This window comes from Pseudarthrobacter sp. BRE9 (assembly GCF_031844305.1).
Taxonomy (GTDB): Bacteria; Actinomycetota; Actinomycetes; order Actinomycetales; family Micrococcaceae; genus Arthrobacter.
This window is the reverse complement of sequence record NZ_JAUZUY010000002.1, coordinates 298,668-317,547: the sequence shown is the minus strand read 5'-3', so window position 1 is coordinate 317,547 and position 18,880 is coordinate 298,668. Positions and strand designations below refer to the sequence as shown.

Annotated in this window: 15 protein-coding genes; 7 read left to right on the top strand and 8 right to left on the bottom strand. The window is 66.7% G+C overall.

What is annotated here, in order from left to right; translation table 11 throughout:
- Positions 1 to 5: 5 nt before the first annotated feature.
- Positions 6 to 1,361: an acetyl-CoA C-acetyltransferase gene (locus Q9R31_RS06305; RefSeq protein ID WP_311261887.1), complete on the bottom strand. Its 1,356-nt coding sequence runs from the start codon at positions 1,359 to 1,361 to the stop codon at positions 6 to 8.
- A 60-nt stretch (positions 1,362 to 1,421) separates the two neighbouring features.
- Between Q9R31_RS06305 and Q9R31_RS06300 the strand changes: the two genes are divergently transcribed.
- Both Q9R31_RS06300 and Q9R31_RS06295 read left to right on the top strand, forming a co-directional pair.
- On the top strand, positions 1,422 to 2,150 hold the full coding sequence (locus Q9R31_RS06300; protein WP_311261886.1) for a TetR/AcrR family transcriptional regulator: 729 nt from the start codon (positions 1,422 to 1,424) through the stop codon (positions 2,148 to 2,150).
- A 1-nt stretch (position 2,151) separates the two neighbouring features.
- A complete protein-coding gene (locus Q9R31_RS06295; RefSeq protein WP_311261885.1) occupies positions 2,152 to 4,263 on the top strand; it encodes an acyl-CoA dehydrogenase in 2,112 nt (703 codons plus the stop codon).
- Between the two features lie 84 nt (positions 4,264 to 4,347).
- On the opposite strand, the gene glgA is transcribed toward Q9R31_RS06295, so the two are convergent.
- Positions 4,348 to 5,553: a glycogen synthase gene (gene glgA / locus Q9R31_RS06290; protein ID WP_311261884.1), complete on the bottom strand. Its 1,206-nt coding sequence runs from the start codon at positions 5,551 to 5,553 to the stop codon at positions 4,348 to 4,350.
- A 102-nt stretch (positions 5,554 to 5,655) separates the two neighbouring features.
- Between glgA and glgC the strand changes: the two genes are divergently transcribed.
- The 3 genes from glgC (at position 5,656) to Q9R31_RS06275 (ending at position 9,092) form a co-directional block, all read left to right on the top strand.
- Positions 5,656 to 7,065, top strand: a complete 1,410-nt coding sequence (gene glgC, locus Q9R31_RS06285; protein WP_311261883.1) for a glucose-1-phosphate adenylyltransferase — start codon at positions 5,656 to 5,658, stop codon at positions 7,063 to 7,065.
- Positions 7,066 to 7,154: 89 nt separating this feature from the next.
- Entirely contained in the window at positions 7,155 to 8,606 is a 1,452-nt protein-coding gene (locus Q9R31_RS06280) for an SDR family NAD(P)-dependent oxidoreductase (RefSeq protein WP_311261882.1), read from the top strand.
- An 18-nt stretch (positions 8,607 to 8,624) separates the two neighbouring features.
- Positions 8,625 to 9,092 (top strand): pyridoxamine 5'-phosphate oxidase family protein, encoded by a 468-nt coding sequence (locus Q9R31_RS06275; RefSeq protein WP_311261881.1) that lies wholly within the window; start codon positions 8,625 to 8,627, stop codon positions 9,090 to 9,092.
- Positions 9,093 to 9,141: 49 nt separating this feature from the next.
- Here Q9R31_RS06275 and Q9R31_RS06270 read toward each other — a convergent pair whose 3' ends face one another.
- Genes Q9R31_RS06270 through Q9R31_RS06260 form a run of 3 tightly spaced genes read right to left on the bottom strand, consistent with a single transcriptional unit; the run spans position 9,142 to position 12,533 of the window.
- A complete protein-coding gene (locus Q9R31_RS06270) occupies positions 9,142 to 9,993 on the bottom strand; it encodes a transglutaminase family protein (RefSeq protein WP_311261880.1) in 852 nt (283 codons plus the stop codon).
- Positions 9,990 to 10,916, bottom strand: a complete 927-nt coding sequence (locus Q9R31_RS06265; RefSeq protein ID WP_013600945.1) for an alpha-E domain-containing protein — start codon at positions 10,914 to 10,916, stop codon at positions 9,990 to 9,992. The genes Q9R31_RS06270 and Q9R31_RS06265 overlap by 4 nt, the downstream gene beginning before the upstream one ends.
- Positions 10,917 to 10,976: 60 nt before the next feature.
- Positions 10,977 to 12,533 carry a circularly permuted type 2 ATP-grasp protein gene (locus Q9R31_RS06260; protein WP_311261879.1) on the bottom strand — a complete coding sequence of 519 codons (1,557 nt, stop codon included), beginning with the start codon at positions 12,531 to 12,533 and terminating at the stop codon, positions 10,977 to 10,979.
- Positions 12,534 to 12,646: 113 nt separating this feature from the next.
- Between Q9R31_RS06260 and Q9R31_RS06255 the strand changes: the two genes are divergently transcribed.
- Together Q9R31_RS06255 and pepN are read left to right on the top strand one after the other, a co-directional pair.
- On the top strand, positions 12,647 to 13,705 hold the full coding sequence (locus Q9R31_RS06255) for a putative sulfate exporter family transporter (RefSeq protein ID WP_311261878.1): 1,059 nt from the start codon (positions 12,647 to 12,649) through the stop codon (positions 13,703 to 13,705).
- A gap of 33 nt (positions 13,706 to 13,738) precedes the next feature.
- Positions 13,739 to 16,438, top strand: a complete 2,700-nt coding sequence (gene pepN, locus Q9R31_RS06250; protein WP_311261877.1) for an aminopeptidase N — start codon at positions 13,739 to 13,741, stop codon at positions 16,436 to 16,438.
- 10 nt (positions 16,439 to 16,448) lie between these two features.
- On the opposite strand, the gene Q9R31_RS06245 is transcribed toward pepN, so the two are convergent.
- From Q9R31_RS06245 to Q9R31_RS06235, 3 genes are all read right to left on the bottom strand, one after another.
- A complete protein-coding gene (locus Q9R31_RS06245) occupies positions 16,449 to 17,546 on the bottom strand; it encodes a biotin/lipoate A/B protein ligase family protein (RefSeq protein WP_311261876.1) in 1,098 nt (365 codons plus the stop codon).
- A 97-nt stretch (positions 17,547 to 17,643) separates the two neighbouring features.
- Complete coding sequence (locus tag Q9R31_RS06240) at positions 17,644 to 17,901, bottom strand: type B 50S ribosomal protein L31 (protein ID WP_018771158.1); 258 nt, start codon at positions 17,899 to 17,901, stop codon at positions 17,644 to 17,646.
- 167 nt (positions 17,902 to 18,068) lie between these two features.
- Complete coding sequence (locus Q9R31_RS06235) at positions 18,069 to 18,875, bottom strand: RNA methyltransferase (protein WP_311261875.1); 807 nt, start codon at positions 18,873 to 18,875, stop codon at positions 18,069 to 18,071.
- Between the last annotated feature and the right edge of the window lie 5 nt (positions 18,876 to 18,880).

Sequence of the window (18,880 nt, the reverse complement as noted above, 5' to 3'; positions counted from 1 at the left end):
GCCTCCTACAGGGATTCCAGGATTGCGACGACGCCCTGGCCGCCGGCTGCGCAGACGGACACCAGGCCGCGAGCAGGACGGCCGGTGGAGGCCGCCTTGGCGTGGAGCATCTTCGCAAGCGTGCCGACGATGCGGCCTCCGGTCGCCGCAAACGGGTGGCCTGCCGCCAGCGAGGACCCGTTGACGTTCAGGCGCGAGCGGTCGATGCTGCCATAGGCACCGTCCAGGCCGAGGCGGGTGCGGCCGAATTCCTCGTCCTCCCACGCGGCCAGGGTGCTCAGGACGGTGGCGGCGAATGCTTCGTGGATTTCGAAGTAGTCGAAGTCCGCAAGCGTAAGGTTTTGGCGGGCCAGGAGCCTGGGCACGGCGAAGACGGGGGCCATCAGCAGGCCGTCCTTGCCGTGGACGAAGTCCACGGCCGCAGCCTCGGCGTCCACCACGGCTGCGAGCTTGGGCAGGTCGCGGGCGTCTGCCCATTCGTCCGATGCCAGCAGCACGGTCGAGGCGCCATCGGTGAGGGGGGTTGAGTTCCCTGCGGTCATGGTTGCATCTGCACCGAGGTTCCGGCCGAACACCGGCTTCAGGGACGCGAGCTTCTCAAGTGACGTATCGGCCCGCAGGTTGGCGTCCCGCGTCAGTCCGCGGTAGGGAGTCATGAGGTCATCGAAGAAGCCAGTCCCGTAGGCGGCAGCAAGGTTGTGGTGGCTGCTCAGTGCCAGTTCGTCCTGTGCTTCCCGGGAGATCTTCCATTGTGCAGTGGTGAGGGCCTGGTGCTCGCCCATGCTCAACCCGGTGCGTGGCTCGGCCGTGCCGGGCGCAAGCGGTGCCAGATCCTTGGGCCTCAGCCGGCTCAGGATCTGCAGGCGCTGGGGAAGTGTCTTGGCGCGGTGCAGGTCCAGGATGGCCTCGCGCAGCCCCTCGCTGACCACCACCGGTGCATCGGAGGCTGAGTCCACGCCGCCGGCAATGGCCGAATCGATCTGTCCGAGTTTGATCTTGTTGGCCAGGCCAACCACCGTTTCAAGGCCGGTGGCACATGCCTGCTGGAGGTCGTACACCGGGGTCTCGGCGGAAAGTGCCGAGCCCAGGACGGCCTCACGGGTGAGATTGAAGTCCCTGGAGTGCTTGAGGACAGCACCGGCGGCGACCTGGCCGATCCGTTCATCCTGGAGGCCAAACCGTGCGATCAGGCCATCGAGGGCAGCTGTCAGCATGTCCTGGTTGGAGGACTTTGCGTAGGCCCCGCCGGCGCGGGCGAACGGGATCCGGTTGGCACCGACGATCACCGCCCTTCGGGTTGCCGGGACCACGGCCCGGGGTGATCCGTCCGGCGCGGGGGTGGACTGTCCGTGTGTGGACATGGAGGCTCCTCTGGTCACAATTGGTTACCGATACCCAGCGTACCTGATACGCTGGGTATCGTGAACTTCCAGGACACAGGCTTCCCTGAAACCCTTGAACTGCCTCCTTCCGCGAGCGCTGACGGCCGTTCGGCACGTTGGCAGAGCCACCGGGAGGAGCGGCGCCGCGAGCTCATTAAGCAGGCCCGCCGTGCGGTGCATGCGCTAGGCAGCGACGCTTCAATGGAGGACATTGCGACGGCCGCGGGGACCTCGAAGTCGGTTTTCTACCGGTATTTCGGGGACAAGGCAGGGCTGCAGCAGGCTGTGGGCGAAGTGGTCCTCACCCAGATGCAGCACCGCATCCAGGAAGCAGCACAAAGCGCCGTCGCTCCCCGGGAAGGTTTGCTGGCCATGGTCTCGGCCTACCTGCAAATGGCGGACACCAGCCCCAACGTCTACGCGTTCGTCACCAGCTACGCCCCCGGCGACCCCTCCAACCCTCCGCACCCGGCCGCCTCGGGGGGTCCCCTGGGCCACTTCTTTGACGCCATTGCGGACATGATTGCCACTCCCATGCGCTCGCACCTGGGCGACGTCAAGGAAACCGTCATCGGCTACTGGCCCAAGGCGGCAATCGGCCTGGTGCGGAACGCCGGCGAACAATGGCTCAGCACCCCGGACTCCCCCGCCAAACCAACCCAGGAGACCATGGCCCGCCAGATCACGGCGTGGTTGTGCGTAGGCATCGCCCCCGAGCTCACTCCCGCCCCATCGACCACCAAGTTATCCGCCAAAGAAGGACTGTGACATGACTGAAGTAGTGGACCGCCCTGCCCGCAAGGGGCTTCGCCCCGCGGCAACCCCCGCAGCCAAACCCATGGGCAGCAGCCCTGCCCCCGCCGTCGACGTCGAAGCACTGGGCCGGCAGCTCCTGGGCAAGTGGTCCGACGTCCGGCTCCAGGCCAGGGAGCTGGCCGCCAGGCCGGAGCTGCACAAGATCGAGGGCCTGACGCACACGGAGCACCGGGTCCGCGTGTTCGGCCAGCTCCAATACCTTGTGGACAATGAAGCCGTGCACCGGGCCTTCCCGGCGGAACTGGGCGGCTCCGACGACCACGGTGGAAACATCGCGGGGTTCGAGGAGCTGGTGGTGGCTGACCCGTCACTGCAGATCAAGGCCGGGGTCCAGTGGGGACTCTTTGGCTCCGCAGTGATGCACCTGGGTACCGCAGAACACCACACCAAGTGGCTGCCGGGAATCATGAACATGGACATCCCCGGCTGTTTCGCCATGACCGAGACCGGCCATGGCTCGGACGTGGCGAGCATTGCCACCACCGCAACCTATGATCCCGCCGCCGAAGAGTTCATCATCCACACCCCCTTCCGCGCCGCCTGGAAGGACTACATCGGCAACGCCGCCATCGACGGCCTGGGCGCTGTGGTGTTTGCGCAGCTGGTCACCCGCGGGGTCAACCACGGGGTGCACGCCTTCTACGTAGACCTGCGGGATCCGGCCACCAGGGAATTCCTGCCCGGGATCGGCGGGGAGGACGACGGCATCAAGGGCGGCCTGAACGGCATCGACAACGGCCGGCTGCACTTCACCAACGTCCGCATCCCAAGGACGAACCTCCTGAACCGGTATGGCAACGTCGATGCCGACGGAACCTACACCTCACCCATCGCCAGCCCCGGGCGGCGCTTCTTCACCATGCTGGGGACGCTGGTCCAGGGCCGGGTATCACTGGACGGTGCCGCCGTCGCAGCCTCCAAGGTGGCCCTGAAGGCGGCCATCCAATACGCCACGGAACGCCGCCAGTTCAACGCCTCCTCGCACACCGAGGAAGAGGTCCTGCTCGACTACCAGCGGCACCAGCGGCGCCTCTTCACCCGGCTCGCCACCACCTACGCGGCCGGCTTTGCCCACGAACAGCTCCTGCAGAAGTTCGACGACGTCTTCTCCGGAGCCCACGACACCGACGCGGACCGCCAGGACCTGGAAACCCTGGCAGCGGCGCTGAAGCCGCTGAGCACCTGGCACGCCCTGGACACGCTGCAGGAATGCCGGGAAGCCTGCGGGGGCGCCGGCTTCCTGATCGAGAACCGGTTCGCCTCGTTACGGGCGGACCTGGATGTCTACGCAACGTTCGAGGGCGACAACACTGTGCTGCTCCAGCTGGTGGCCAAGCGCCTGCTGGCTGACTATGCCAAGGAATTCCGGAGCGTGGACTTCGGCGTGCTGGCCCGGTACGTGGTGAACCAGGCCGCCGGCGCAGCTGTCCACTGCACCGGGCTGCGCCAGGTGGCCCAGTTCGTGGCCGACACCGGCTCGGTCCAAAAGGCTGCGATTGCGCTGCGGGACGAGGAAGGCCAGCGTGCCCTCCTTACCGACAGGGTGCAGACCATGGTGGCCGAGGCCGGGGCGGCCCTTAAGGGCAGCAAGCGGCTGCCGCAGGACAAGGGCGCCGCCCTGTTCAACAGGCACCAGAACGAACTGATCGACGCTGCCCGGGCACATGCCGAACTGCTGCAGTGGGAGGCGTTCACGGACGCCCTGCAGCACGTGGAGGACCCCGGAACCAGGAAGGTGCTGACCTGGCTGCGGGACCTCTTTGGCCTGTCGCTGATCGAAAAGAACCTGTCCTGGTACCTCATGAACGGCCGTCTCTCCATGCAGCGGGCCCGCACTGTGGGCGGGTACATCAACCGGCTGCTGGAGAGGATCCGTCCGCATGCCCTGGACCTGGTGGACGCTTTCGGATATGGCGAAGAGCACGTGCGGGCAGCCATCGCCACGGGCGCCGAGAAGGCCCGGCAGGACGAAGCCCGGGCTCACTTCCGGAGCGAGCGGGCAAGTGGGCAGTCGCCCCTGGACGAGAAGGTCCTGATTGCCAGGGCAGCCGGGAACCGGCAGTAGCTGTCCCCCACCGGCAGCAATGACGACGGCGCCGCCCACCTTGCACGGTGGGCGGCGCCGTCGTCGTTAATGACTTCAGGTGGGTCAGCTCTGTGCCGGCAGCACCGAGCGGTATACCTCGAGGGTGGTCTCCGTGATGGACTCCCAGGAGAAGTGCTTTTCGGCCCGCTCCCGGCCGGCCTCCCCCATGGCGCGCGCACGTTCGGGATCGGACACCACCTCGGTGAGGGCTGCGGCGAACTCCTTGACGAACTTTTCGGGGTCCAGGGGCGTACCGGTGCCGTCGGTAACCTGTTCCAGGTCCACCAGCAGTCCGGTCCGGCCGTGCTCCACCACCTCGGGGATGCCGCCCGTGGCACTGGCCACCACGGCAGCCCCACAGGCCATGGCTTCGAGGTTGACGATGCCCAGCGGCTCGTAGATGGAGGGGCAGGCGAAGGCGGTGGCATGGCTGAGCACCTGGATCAGCTCATGGCGCGGCAGCATCCGTTCGATCAGGACAACACCCGTGCGCTGCTTCTGCAGGTCCTCGATCAGGGTTGCGGTTTCGGCCGCCAGTTCCGGAGTGTCCGCAGCGCCGAGGCACAGGACCAGCTGGACATCAGCCGGAAGTTTCGCGGCAGCCCGCAGGAGGTAGGGCACGCCCTTCTGCCGTGTGTTTCTTCCCACAAAGACGACGCTTGGCTTGGCGGGGTCGATGCCCAGGGCACGGACGGCGTCGTCGTTTTCATCACGCTGCCAAAGCTCCACATCGATGCCGTTGTGGACCACGCGGACCTTTGCGGGATCCACGCTGGGGTAGCTGCGCAGGATGTCCTGGCGCATGCCCTCGGACACGGCGATGATGGCCGCCGCCGCTTCATAAGCCGTCTTCTCCACCCAGGAAGAAAGGGCGTAGCCGCCCCCGAGCTGCTCAGCCTTCCAGGGCCGCAGCGGCTCGAGGCTGTGGGCGCTGAGAACGTGCGGAATTCCGTGCAGCAGGGAGGCCAGATGCCCCGCCATGTTGGCGTACCAGGTATGCGAATGGACCAGGTCCGCGCCTTGGACGTCGGGCACAATGCGCAGGTCCACACCCAGTGTCTGCACCGCCGCATTCGCTCCGCCGAGGTCCTCCGGGACCTGGTACGACGTCACCGCCGCGCCATGGTAATCGGCGTCGCGGGGAGCACCAAACGCACGAACCTGCAGGTCAACGTGCTTGCTAAGCACCCTGCTCAATTCGGCCACATGCACCCCGGCGCCGCCGTAGATCTCCGGCGGGAACTCTTTAGTCACAATGTCTATTCGCACAAGACCCAAGGTAGTCCTTCACGCATAACTGTTCTAGTGTGAAGGAGTCCGGGCCTACCGGACTGTCTTGGGGAGTTACGAAGGCGTACAGGAGCGACCATCATGCCGTTAACGAAAAAAGTCCTGGCCATTGTCCTCGCCGGTGGCGAGGGAAACAGGCTGATGCCACTGACGGCAGACCGGGCCAAGCCCGCCGTGCCCTTCGCCGGCAGCTACCGTCTCATCGACTTCGCGCTGTCCAACCTGGTCAATTCCCGCTACCTCCAGATCGTGGTACTCACCCAGTACAAGTCGCACAGCCTCGACCGGCACATCTCCGAGACCTGGCGGATGTCCACCCAGTTGGGCAACTACATCGCTTCGGTTCCCGCCCAGCAGCGGGTGGGCAAGAGCTGGTTCCTGGGCAGCGCCAACGCCATCTACCAGTCCCTGAACCTCATCCACGACGCCAACCCGGACATCGTGGTGGTGGTCGGCGCCGACCACGTTTACCGCATGGACTTCGCCCAGATGGTGGCCCAGCACGTGAACAGCGGCGCCAAAGCCACCGTGGCGGCCGTACGGCAGCCGCTGCACATGGCAGACCAGTTCGGCGTCATCGAGGTGGACCAGAACGACCCCCAGAAGATTGCCGCCTTCGTGGAAAAGCCCGCGAGCACCCCCGGGCTTGCCGCCGATCCTTCACAGTTCCTGGCCTCCATGGGCAACTACGTGTTCGACGCCGACGCGCTGGTGGCCGCGCTGCACGTGGACGCCGAGCGCCTGGACACCAAGCACGACATGGGCGGGGACATCATTCCGTACTTCGTGAACCAGGGCGAGGCGGGTGTCTACGACTTCACGCTCAACGACATCCCCGGATCCACCGAACGCGACCGCACGTACTGGCGCGATGTTGGCACCATCGACTCCTTCTATGACGCCCACATGGACCTCATCTCCCCGCTGCCCGTGTTCAACCTCTACAACTCCGAGTGGCCCATCTACACCCGGCAGAGCATTTCCCCGCCGGCCAAGTTCGTCCGCGGCCAAAACGACACCGTGGGGACGGCGCTGGACTCGATCGTTTCCAGCGGTGTGGTCATCTCGGGCGGCGTGGTGGAAGGCTCGGTGCTGTCCAACGACGTCTATGTGGCCACCAGCGGCCGGGTCATCGACTCGGTCCTCATGGACAAGGTGCAGGTGGGCGAAGGGGCAGTCATCAACCGCGCCATCCTGGACAAGAACGTCAAGGTCCCGGCCGGCGCCGCCATCGGGCTGGACCCGGACCTGGACCGCGCACGGGGTTTCAAGGTCACCGAATCCGGCATCACTGTCCTGGCCAAGGGCCAGGAAGTTCCGGAACCGGGCGACGAAGAACGCCGGCTCGCTGCACGGCACCTGAGCCAGCTCCCCAGCGCCGTGAAGGCCGCCGCGGACCGGTACCCCGACATGCGTGAGGCCGCGGACAAGGTGGCCGGCACGCACGCAGCCGCAGCGGCGGAGGCCGCGCCCGGCGCACGGGTTTCCTGACCCGGACACCGCATTCACTAAGGCACCTTGCAGGCCGGGGCACCGTTGATGGTGTCCCGGCCTGCGGCGTACGCTGTAAAATTTTCCCAATGAGCTCCCCCGATCTGACCCCTGAGGACATCCAGGCCTGCCTCAAGGTCCTGAACACCATCCATGCGTATGACGAGGAGCACCCGGACTACATCTCGGTGCGCCGCGCCACGGGGAAGATGTTCAAGGCGGTCAAGCGCCACCGCAGGGTCACCAAACGTGACTCGATCGCCGACGCCGACCGTGCCGTCATTGCCCAGACGGCCACTGCTGCCCCCGACCGGATCGATGACGAGACCCGCGGCAACAAGCTGGCACCATCGGCCACCGGCAAGATCGCGGGCCACCTCATCCGGTCGCGCCCCTGCTACATCTGCAAGCAGCACTACACGCAGGTGGACGCCTTCTACCACCAGCTCTGCCCGGAATGCGCGGCCTTCAGCCACAGCAAGCGCGACGCCCGGACCGACCTGACCGGCCGGCGGGCCCTGCTCACCGGCGGCCGCGCCAAGATCGGGATGTACATTGCACTCCGGCTGCTGCGCGACGGAGCGCACACGACCATCACCACCCGGTTCCCCAAGGACGCCGCCCGCCGCTTTGCCGCCATGGAAGACAGCGGCGAATGGCTGCACCGGCTCCGGATTGTGGGCATCGACCTGCGCGATCCTGCCCAGGTCATGGCCCTGACCGACTCCCTCAACGAGGCCGGTCCGCTGGACATCATCATCAACAACGCCGCCCAGACCGTGCGCCGGTCCGGCAACGCCTACAAGCCGCTGGTGGACGCCGAGGACGAACCGCTCCCCGCGGCACTCGAACAAGCCAACGGCGGCCCCGAACTGCTGACCTTCGGCCATGCCCATGACAAGCACCCCCTGGCTATTGCCGGCAGCGTCACCGAACATCCAGTGCTGGCAGGCGACGCCATCACATCACTGGCATTGTCCACCGGGTCCGCGTCGCTGGAGCGGATAGCCTCGGGAACCGCGATCGACGCCGGTGGCCTGGTTCCCGACCTGGCCACCATCAACAGCTGGACCCAGGTGGTGGATGAAGTGGATCCCCTCGAGATGCTCGAGGTTCAGCTCTGCAACGTCACTGCCCCGTTCCTGCTGGTCAGCCGGCTGCGCGGCGCCATGAAGCGCTCCGCCGCGCGGCGCAAGTACATCGTGAACGTCTCCGCGATGGAAGGCCAGTTCTCCCGGGCCTACAAGGGGCCGGGACATCCGCACACCAACATGGCCAAGGCCGCGCTGAACATGATGACCCGAACCAGCGCCCAGGAAATGCTGGACACCGACGGCATCGTGATGACCGCCGTCGATACCGGCTGGATCACCGACGAACGCCCCCACTTCACGAAGGTCCGGCTCATGGAGGAAGGCTTCCACGCGCCCCTGGACCTGGTGGACGGCGCAGCCCGTGTTTACGATCCCATTGTCATGGGCGAGAAGGGCGAGGACCAGTACGGGGTCTTCCTCAAGGATTACAAGCCCAGCCCCTGGTGAAGGGCGTATGCTCACCGCATGAGCAACGAGTCATCGCCCCAAGTGCAGAACCTCGAACACCATGAATGCTGGGCCTTGCTGCGGACGGTGTCGGTGGGCAGGCTGGCGGTGCTGGTGGACGGGCGCCCGGACATCTTCCCGGTCAACTACACGGTGGACGGCGGGACGCTGGTCTTCCGGACTGGCCAGGGAACCAAGCTGTCGGCAGCCTCCGGCGACGCCGCAGTTGCCGTGGAGGCGGACGGTGTGGACCCCGAAACGAGCCTGGCGTGGAGCGTGGTGATCAAAGGCACCGCTGCCCTGGTCAAGAGCACTGAGGACGTGCTGGAGACCTCCCGGCTGTACCTCTTCCCGTGGCAGGCGGGGAAGAAAGACGCGTTTGTCCGCATCACGCCGGATTCGGTCTCGGGCCGCCGGTTCCAGGTCACCGACCCGATGACGTGGTGGACCCAGATCAGCAGCACCGCCAGGACGGCGCAGGAATAAAGCCGGCGGCATCAGCTTCCCCCGCGGCGGAACCAGGGAACCTGACCTCTCAAGCGAGCTGGGTGATCTCCACGCTGACTTGCAGTGCGGACCCGCCACCGCCGGACAGAATGCCCTTGAGCGGGGGAACGTCCCGGTAGTCCCGGCCACGGGCCACCGTGACGTGGAAGTCGCCGGCGGGTTTGTGGTTGGTGGGATCCCAGCTGCGCCAGTCACCGTCCCACCATTCCAGCCAGGCGTGCGACTGACCGGCCACCGTCTCGCCGATTCCGGCGCTGGACCGCGGGTGCAGGTAGCCGGAGACATAGCGTGCCGGAATGCCGCAGCTGCGGAGCGCACCGATGGCCAGGTGCGCCAGGTCCTGGCACACCCCCTGGCGCTGGCCCCAGGCCTCCTCCGCGTTCGTGGTCACGGCAGTGGATCCGGACATGTACGTCATCTCCCCGCGCATCCAGGCAAAAACGGCCATGGCAGCTTCGTGCGGGTTCTTCCCCGCCACCACGTCCGGGATGATGCCGAGCACTTCGTCACCCGGGCCGCTGAGCCGGGACTGCGGCAGCCAGTCGCTGAAGGTGTTGAGCGTTTCGGATGAGGCAAGGACGTCCCAGCCGACAATGTCCGCTTCCGCCGGGATCTTCTCGGCGCGGTGCACCTCCACCGTGATGTTGGAGACCACTTCCAGGTTCTCGTGCGGCATTTGCATGTCAAAGGCGGTGACCCTGGTCCCCCAGTAGTCGCGGTAGGTGCTCACCGCCGCCTGGGACGGGGACACCTTGACCACGGACTCCAGCACCACCTGCTGCGAATCCGTCAGCGGCGTCATCCGGGCCTCGTTGTAGGACAAGGTCACCCGCTTGTTGTACTTGTAGGCCGTCCTGTGGACGATGCTCAACCGGGTCATGACACTTCTCCCACCCAGGCAAGTTCGTCCGCCTGATTGAAGTACTTACGGGAAATGGCATCCGAGGCCTGGGACACTGCCTTTTGCACCCGTTCCATGTGCTCGGGCAGTTCGGACATGAGGTCGTCCGTCCGGTGGAACTCAAGGAAGGTCCGGGCCTGCCCGACGATACGGCGGGCGTCATTGATGAAGCCGACCCGCTGCGCGGATGGGTCCAGCTTGGCCAGGCACTCGTCGGCGTCCCGCAGCGCGTAGACAATCGAGCGGGGGAAGAGCCGGTCCAGGAGCAGGAATTCTGCCGCGTGCTGGTCACCGAATGCCGCGCGGCGGGTACGCAGGAAGGACTCGTAGGCGCCGGCGCAGCGCAGCATGTTCACCCAGGACATGCCTGCGGACAGGACGTCGCGCGTGGAGAGCATGCGGGCTGTCATGTCCGCGCGTTCCAGCGAGCGGCCCAGGACCAGGAAGAGCCAGCTTTCGTCATGGCTCACCGTGGTATCGGCAAGGCCGCTGACCATGGCGGTGCGCTCCAGCGTCCAGTTGCAGAAGCGGTACGTGCCCACCACGTCCTTGCGGTGCTGGCTCAGCCCGTAATAGGTGGTGTTCAGGCTCTCCCAAAGGCCGGAGGATACAGTTTCGCGGGCACGGCGGGCATTCTCACGGGCGGCGCCCAGGGAGCCGGCGATGGACGTGGCGCTGGTCTTGTCGTAGGCCAGGGCATGGAGCAGTTCCGGCAGGCCGAAATCCTCGCTCTGCGGCCGGGCTCCCATGACCGCCAGTAACTCCTGGGCGACGCTTTTGCGTTCCTCCATCGGGAGGTGGTTCAGGCGTTCCAGGTGCACGTCCAGGATGCGGGCGGTGCCATCGGCCCGTTCGACATAACGGCCGATCCAGAAAAGGGACTCGGCAATACGGCTAAGCATTCGCGGCTACCTCCTGCGTGCCCGGAACGGTGGAAAGGGAATGCCCGACGACGGCCCGGCTCACTGCTGCTGCTCCGACTGGCGGTCGCGCCAGTTGCTTTCCACCGGCCACACGGAGACCCGCTCACGGACCGTGACGGACTGGCGGGGAACGGTTTCCACCGGCATCTGGGGCGAATCTGCGAGGACCCAGGTGTCCTTGGATCCCCCGCCCTGGCTGGAGTTGACGATCAGGGACCCTTCCTTGAGCGCCACGCGGGTCAGGCCGCCCGGGAGCACCCAGACGTTGTCGCCGTCGTTGACGGCGAAGGGCCTCAGGTCCACGTGCCGGGGGCCGAACTTGTCCCCGCCCAGGGTGGGAACGGTGGAAAGCTGCAGCACCGGCTGGGCAATCCAGCCGCGGGGGTCCGCGATGATCCGCTGGCGGAGGGCGTCCAGTTCATCCTTGGAGGCGTCCGGGCCTATGACCAGGCCCTTGCCGCCGGAACCGTCCACGGGCTTGACCACCAGTTCCGCCAGGTTGTCCAGGGTGTACTCCCTGGCCTCCTTTTCCTCGAGGCGGAAGGTGTCCACGTTGGCGATGATGGGCTCCTCGCTGAGGTAGTAGCGGATCAGGTCAGGCACGTAACTGTAAACCAGTTTGTCATCCGCAACGCCATTGCCCACGGCGTTGGCGATGGTGACACCGCCGGCCCGGGCGGCGTTGACCAGTCCGGGGCAGCCGAGCATGGAGTCGGAGCGGAACTGCAGAGGGTCGAGGAAGTCGTCGTCGATCCGCTTGTAGATGACGTCCACGCGCTGTTCACCGGCGGTGGTGCGCATGTAGACGCGGTTTCCACGGCAGATCAGGTCGCGGCCCTCCACCAGCTCAACGCCCATCAGGCCGGCCAGGAGGGTGTGCTCGAAGTACGCGCTGTTGAACACCCCGGGGGTCAGGACGACGACGGTGGGATCGTCCACGCCGGCCGGGGCGGTCTTGCGCAGGGCGGAGAGCAGCCGGCGCGGATATTCCTCGACAGGCCGGATGAGCTGCTGGCCGAAAGCCTCGGGCAGGCCCTTGGCCATGGCGCGCCGGTTCTCCAAAACGTAGCTGACCCCGGACGGGACGCGGACGTTGTCCTCGAGGACCCGGAACGTGCCGGCGGCGTCGCGGACGACGTCGATGCCGGAGATGTGGACCCGGACCCCGCCCGCCGGTTCGAAGCCGTGGACCTGCCGGTGGAAGTGGGCGCTGGTGGTCACCAGCTGGCGCGGGATCACGCCGTCTGACACCACGGTCATTTTGTCGTAGACGTCATTCAGGAACGCTTCCAGGGCACGGACGCGCTGGGCGACGCCCTTTTCCAGCACGTCCCACTCGGCCGCGGGGATAACCCTGGGCACGATGTCCAGCGGAAAGGGCCGCTCCTCGCCCGCATAGTCGAACGTCACCCCGCGGTCCAGGAAGGTACGGGCCATGGAGTCGGCGCGCGCGCTGACGTCCGCCAGGGAGAGCTTCCGAAGTGCGTCCGCCACCTGCCCGTACGAGTCCCTGGCCTGTTGCCCCGGGGCGAACATCTCGTCGTAGGCTCCGGTGCGGCCCGCGGCCACGGAGTAATCCTGGAATAGGTCTGACATGTCCAATAGCCAACCATCTTTTTGTTTCGAATTCATTACTGCCATCCATTCTGGCGTGTTGGCGCCCATGGCCCGGTTCGTACTTTACGGGCCTCGTCGGGCACAGTAGGTGAGTGCCAGACAGCAGAAGCCTCCCAGCGCCGGGCCACGGCAGTTCCGGGGCCCGGATTGCCCGGCTGGTTCCGGGGCTGCTGACCGCCGCTGCCGCTGTCGCAGCAGCGTTCCTGGTAGACGGACTGCTGCCGGCCCTTCCTGCAATGACCCTGGCCGTGGTCCTTGGTGTCCTGGCGGCCAACCTGCCCGGTGCCGGCACCTGGACCGGTGGGCGGGCCCGTCCCGGGCTGGACTTCGCAGGCAAGCACCTGATGCGCGGGGGGATCGTGCTCCTTGGCCTGAAAGTCAGTGTCATGGACGTCCTGGGCCTGGGGTGGCTGGCCCTGGTCCTGATTGTGGGCGTCGTGGCGGCCAGCTTCGGCGGGACTTATGCCATCTCGCGCTTGTTTCGCCTGACGCCGGTGACTTCACTGCTGGTGGCCACGGGTTTCTCCATCTGCGGTGCCTCCGCCATTGGCGCCATGGCCGCTGTCCGCCGCATCCGGCACGCGGAAACCGTCCTGCCCGTAGCCCTGGTCACGCTTTGCGGCACGCTGGCCATCGGCGTCCTGCCCCTCCTCGCCCAGCCACTGGGTCTCACGGCCACAGTGTTCGGAGCCTGGACCGGGGCCTCGGTACACGATGTGGGCCAGGTGGTGGCCACGGCGCAAACCGCCGGGACCGCTGCCCTGGCGGTCGCCGTCGTCGTCAAGCTCACCCGGGTGCTGCTGCTGGCGCCCGTCGCCGCGCTGGCGGGCGTGCATCACCGAAAGGGCGTTCGGGCCCTGGACGCCGCGGACGGTGTGAGCACCACCATGCCGCCGCTGGTGCCGCTGTTCGTCGCGGGCTTCGTTGCCATGGTGGCGCTGCGCTCCACGGGTTGGCTGTCCGCGGGCTGGCTCGAGCTTGGGGGCACGCTGCAGGACATCCTGTTGGGTGCGGCCCTGTTTGGCCTGGGCTCTGCGGTGCGGATCCGCATCCTGCTCCACACGGGCGGGCAGGCACTCCTTGCGGCGCTCGCCTCCTGGCTCCTGATTGCCGTGCTGGGCCTGGCTGCCGCCTTCCTGATCGCCGGCTGAGCCAATGAATCGGCACCGTGATTAGATAGCCGGGTGTCACATGAGAATCTGCAGCGCCGCGAAGCCGCCGAACGTTCAGCCCTGGTCAACACCACCAGCTACGACATTTCCCTGGACGTGCGGCAGGCAGCAGATCCCACCGTCCCCGGCTACACGAGCCGCAGCGTCATCACCTTCACCGCCGAACCCGGCGCCGGCACGTTCCTCGACTTCATCGGCAGCGACGTGCACAGCGTGTTCCTCAACGGCAAAGGCCTGCCGGTGGAGGACGTGGTGGACGGCGGACGGATCCGGCTGGACGACCTGCGGGCCGAAAACCAGGTCACGGTCACGGGGACGGCGCTGTACAGCCGCTCCGGCGAAGGCATGCACCGGTTCGTGGACCCCGCGGACGGCCAGTGCTACCTGTACACGCAGTACGAGCCGGCGGATGCCCGCCGGGTCTTCGCGAACTTCGAACAGCCGGACCTGAAGGCGACCTACACCTTCCACGTGATGGCCCCCGCCGGGTGGCAGGTCGCTTCCAACGGCGTCGAGGCCAACCGCACACTGCTGACCAGCGATCCCGCCACCGCGTGCTGGGACTTCGCCACCACCCTGCCCATGTCCACCTATATCACCACCGTCCTGGCCGGGCCATACTTCAAGGCCGAGGACCGCTGGCAGGCAACGCTCGACGACGGCACCCGCCTGGACGTCCCGCTCGCCCTCTACTGCCGCGCATCCATGGCGGACTCCTTCGACACAGAGGAGCTCTTCAGCCTGACGAAGAAGGGCCTGGACTTCTTCAACCGCCTTTTTGACTTCCCCTACCCCTGGGGCAAGTACGACCAGGCTTTCGTGCCCGAATACAACCTCGGCGCCATGGAGAACCCCGGCCTGGTGACGTTCACCGAAAGCTACGTGTTCACTTCGCGCGCCACAGACGCCCAGTACCAGGCACGGGCCAACACCCTGATGCACGAGATGGCGCACATGTGGTTCGGCGACCTCGTGACCATGCAGTGGTGGGACGACCTATGGCTGAAGGAATCCTTTGCCGACTACATGGGGACCCTCGCGGTGGACCTTGCAACGGACTGGGACACGGCATGGGTCAACTTCGCCAACAAGCGCAAGGCCTGGGCCTACGTCCAGGACCAGCTCCCCACCACCCATCCCATCGTGGCCGACATCCCCGACCTTGAAGCGGCAAAACAGAACTTCGACGGCATCACCTACGCCAAGGGCGCCTCGGTCCTCAAGCAGCTGGTGGCCTACGTCGGCTTTGACGCCTTCATCGCCGGGTCGCGGGAGTACTTCCGGAAGCATGCCTACGGCAACACCTCGCTGGCCGACCTCCTGGCGGTCCTGGCTGCGGCGTCCGGGCGGGACCTGTCCGGGTGGGCCCGGCAGTGGCTGCAGACTTCCGGAATTTCCAGTTTGTCCCTGGACTTCTCATCCCCGATTTCAGGGCACGACGACGGCTGGCCGGGCCGGGTGGCCATCGTCCAGGAAGCGGTGGACCCGGTGACAGGACGTGAGGAGCTTCGCCCGCACCGGCTCCGCGTGGGTTCCTACGACTTTGATGCCAAGGGCGCCCTGGTGCGGACCGGGAGCATCGAAACCGACGTAGCCGGCGCCCGGACGGAGCTCCCGCAGCTCGCCGGGCAGCAGCGGCCGGCGCTCCTGCTGATCAATGACGAGGACCTGACCTACGCCAAGGTGCGCCTGGACCCGGTATCCGAAGCGACCGTCCGCGCTTCCCTGGACCGGATCGCGGACCCCATGGCGCGTGCCCTCTGCTGGACCGCGCTCTGGAACTCTGCCCGTGACGGCGAAAGCCCGGCGAGCCGCTACGTTGACGCTGTGGCGGCCTTCGGTCCGGCTGAGACCGGCATCGGGGTCCTGCTGAACATCCTGGACAACGCAAGCATCGCCGTCGAACGCTACACACCGGCGGAAACCCGCAGCAGTGTCCGCGCTTCCTTTGTCGAAGCCGCAGCCGCCGAACTTGACCGGGCCATCCCGGGCTCCGACGCACAGCTTGCCTGGGCCCGCACCCTTGCCACCCTCAGCCGGCATGACGCAGCAATGCTCCCGCGGCTCCGCGGCCTGCTCGAGGGGACGGTTAACGTGGAAGGCCTGGCCGTGGACGCCGAGCTTCGCTGGCAGCTGTGGCATGCGCTGGCTGCCAACGGGCAGGCCAGCGCGGCCGAGCTTGACGCCGAGCTGGCGCGGGACACCACCGCCTCCGGCCGCGCCGGCCACGCCACGGCCCTCGCCGCCCGGCCCAACCCGGAAGTCAAAGCCGCAGCCTGGGAGGCCGCTGTTCAAGGCAACGAGCTCTCCAACCAGCTCCTCACCGCCACTATCAGCGGATTCAGCACCGCGCCACCCGCGTTGTTGGAGCCGTACGTGGAGCCCTACTTCGACTGCCTGCTGGCTGTTTGGGACGAACGCAGCATCGAAATCGCCAGCCGGATTGTCCGCGGCCTCTACCCCGCGGCGCAGGACCTGGCGGACGGCACACGCTCGGAGGACCATCCGGTGGTGCGGCGGACGGATGACTGGTTGGCCGCCAACCCTGACGCGCCGCACGCCCTGCGCCGGATCATCATCGAGCAGCGCAGCCACCTGCTGCGCGCACTCACCGCCCAGGCCGCCGTCGTTCCCCACCGGCCCCCTAACCTCGCTGCGCTCGGCCAGGGAACCCTGCCGGCGTGGGCCCACCACACATCGAATGCTCCGTAACTGGTTGGGGCTAGGGGACCCGGTGGAGCCATTCCCTGGTGCCGAACTTCGTGGCCACCCGTTCCTCGGCAGCTGCCAGTTCGTGTCCTGCCAGCTCTGACGGTGTTGCCCCATAACGCTCGCTGAAGACCCCGATCATCGCCTCGATGATCGCCGTGCGGGCCAGCCCGGTCTGGCGCCGCAACGGGTCCACCCGCTTCTTGGCGCTGCGGGTGCCCTTGTCGGAGAGCTTTTCCTTGCCGATCCGCAGGACTTCCACCATTTTGTCGGCGTCGATGTCGTAGCTCATGGTGACGTGGTGCAGCATTCCGCCGTTGGCCAGCCGCTTCTGCGCGGCGCCGCCGATCTTTCCCTGGTCCGTGGCGATGTCGTTCAGCGGAATGTAGAAGGCCTTGATGCCGAGCCGTTCCAGTGCCGCCATGACCCACGCGTCCAGGAAGGGGTAGGAGTCCGCGAAGCTGAGCCCGTCCACCAGCGTCTGCGGCAGGTAGAGCGAGTAGGTGATGCAGTTGCCGGCCTCCATGAACATCGCTCCCCCGCCGCTGATCCGGCGGACCACGTTGATGCCGTGTTTGGCGACGCCCTCGGGGTCCACCTCGTTCTGCACCGACTGGAAGCTGCCGATGACCACCGACGGCTCCTGCCAGTCCCAGAACCGCAGGGTGGGGGTGCGGGCCCCGGCGCCGACGGCCTCGGTGAGCACCTCGTCCAGGGCAACGTTGATTTCGGTGGGCAGCACGGTGGGCGCAATGACGTTCCACTCATGGTCACCCCAGGAGGTTGCCTTGGCCAGGGCACGGCGCACGGTCACGGCCACAGCGTCGGCGGAGAAGCCGAACAGTACGGCACCGGCGGGCAGGGCGGCGGTGACGGCGGCCGCGAGGTCTTTGGCAGGCGTGCCGTCCGGAAGCCCGGTCAGGGCACCGTTGATGTCCTCCAGTGCCTCGTCCGGCTCCAGGAAGAAGTCGCCGCTGACGGAAACGTCCGCCAGGGCGCCGTCCACCACGGCCAGGTCCACCACCACGAGCTTGCCGCCCGGGACTTTGTACTCGCCGTGCAGGCGCTGGTTGCGGGCTGCATCATGGGCAGCAATACGTGGCTCGGTCATGCTTTCCATCCTGCCCCAGAAAACAGGTGCACGGTTAAAAGCGGAAAGCCCGCACCGTTGCCGGTGCGGGCCTCCCATCAGACCTTGGGGAAGAAGATTACTTCTTGCCGCCGAAGCCCTTGAAGCGAGCGTTGAAGCGCTCGACGCGGCCTGCAGAGTCCATGATGCGCTGCTTGCCCGTGTAGAACGGGTGGGACTCGGAAGAGATTTCGACGTCGATGACCGGGTAGGTGTTGCCGTCTTCCCACTCGATGGTCTTGTTGGAAGACACGGTGGAGCGGGTCAGGAACTTGGTGCCGGAGGCCAGGTCGTTGAAGACAACAGCTTCGTACTTCGGGTGGGTATCAGACTTCATAATGGGACCTTTGTTCGCGCAGCTGGATTTTGCCAGCTGCCAGGTATGAATGGGATGGTTGGGATCTGTTGCATCAGCCGAAGCCGAAAAAGCAGGACAACCAGCTATCCATCATAGCCGATGCGGGAGGGGCTGACGAACCGGTTTCGCCGCGCCAGTGCGCACCCCTACCGCGCCCGCAGCTCCCAGAACGCCACAGCCGAGGCAGCAGCCACGTTGAGCGAATCGACGCCATGGCGCATGGGGATTTTGACGGCGAGGTCGACGGCGGCAAGGGTCTGGGGGCTCATGCCGGCGCCTTCGGTGCCAAGCACCAGGGCGAGCTTGTCCAGGTTGCGGGACGCGACGGCGTCGACATCCTCCGCGTCCGGCGTCAGCTCCAGTGCCGCGACCGTGAAACCGTGCTCCTTGAGCACCTGGAGGTCGCCCGGCCAGTCCTGCAGCCGCGCCCAGGGAACCTGGAACACAGTGCCCATGCTGACCCTGACGCTGCGCCGGTAGAGCGGGTCCCCGCACCGCGGTGAGACCAGGACGGCGTCGATGTCCAGGGCTGCGGCGGAACGGAAGATGGCACCTACATTGGTGTGGTCCACGATGTCCTCCAGCACGGCCACGCGGCGTGCTCCGGCCAGGAGGTCCGGCAGCGGCACCGGCGCCGGGCGCTGCATCGCCGCCATGGCACCGCGGTGCAGGTGGAAACCGGTGATTTCCTCCAGCAGGGCTGCCGGGCCGATGAAGGCCGGGATGTCGGGATAGGCCTGGAAGACGTCGTCGAGGTCCGCCATCCACTTCTCCGCCAGGAAGAACGACCGCGGCTGGTGGCCCGCGGCCAGCGCCCTGCGCAGGACCCGCGACGACTCGGCAATGTACATCCCCTCGGCCGGTTCGCGGAGCTTGCGGAGGTGCACGTCCGTCAGGGTGGTGTAGTCGCTGACCCGCGGGTCATCGGCGGATTCAAGGTAGTGGAAGGTCACCGGGT